This is a genomic window from Streptomyces pseudogriseolus, assembly GCA_002154585.1.
GTDB lineage: Bacteria > Actinomycetota > Actinomycetes > Streptomycetales > Streptomycetaceae > Streptomyces > Streptomyces pseudogriseolus.
This window is the reverse complement of sequence record MUNG01000597.1, coordinates 1-698: the sequence shown is the minus strand read 5'-3', so window position 1 is coordinate 698 and position 698 is coordinate 1. Positions and strand designations below refer to the sequence as shown.

The following is a 698-nucleotide window of genomic DNA, read 5'->3' as shown; positions in this document are numbered from 1 at the left end:
GGTGGTGGCGGCGGGGGGCGTGCGGGTCGCTCCCAGGGAGAGGCGAGCAGTGACGCCCTCGGGGCCCTCGCCGAGGCCGCCGAGTCCGCTGCCGCACGCTTCGGCGAGCCGGTTCTCGCCGTGCCGGAGGGGGAGCGGCTGGTCGTGCTCGCCGCCGACGGCGGCACGGTGGTGAGCGCGTGCTGCGAGCACGCGGCGGCGCGTGAGGCCGCCCGCAGGAGCGACGACGGCGATCTGGTCGTCGGACTGTCCGCGCCGGCCGGTCCGATCACCGCGTCCGCCGCCTACAAGCAGGCCGAACAGGCGCTGTCCGTGGCCCGGCGGCGGGGCAGGGTGCTGGTGGAGCACGAGCAGATGGCCGCGGGGTCCGTGCTGCCGTTGTTGGCCGATGACGCGGTCAAGGCGTTCGCGGACGGGTTGTTGCGGGCGCTGCGCGACCACGACGCGACGGGGAGGGGAGACCTTGTCGCTTCTTTGCGGGCCTGGCTGTCCCGGCACGGGCAGTGGGACGCGGCGGCGGCGGATCTCGGGGTTCACCGTCACACGTTGCGGTATCGCATGCGGCGGGTGGAGGAAATCCTGGGGCGGTCGCTGGACGACCCGGATGTGCGGATGGAGTTGTGGCTTGCCTTGAAGGCGACGGCGGGGGAGGCCGGCTGAGCCGGGCAGGGCGCAGGGCGCAGGACACAGGGCGGGGG

At 74.8% G+C, this 698-nt stretch carries 1 protein-coding gene; it reads left to right on the top strand.

All coding sequences use genetic code 11. The features are described 5' to 3' along the window. The coding region (locus CCN29_RS33290; protein ID WP_442538654.1) for a PucR family transcriptional regulator at nt 1–660 on the top strand (660 nt) is incomplete at its 5' end. Nucleotides 661–698 lie beyond the last annotated feature (38 nt).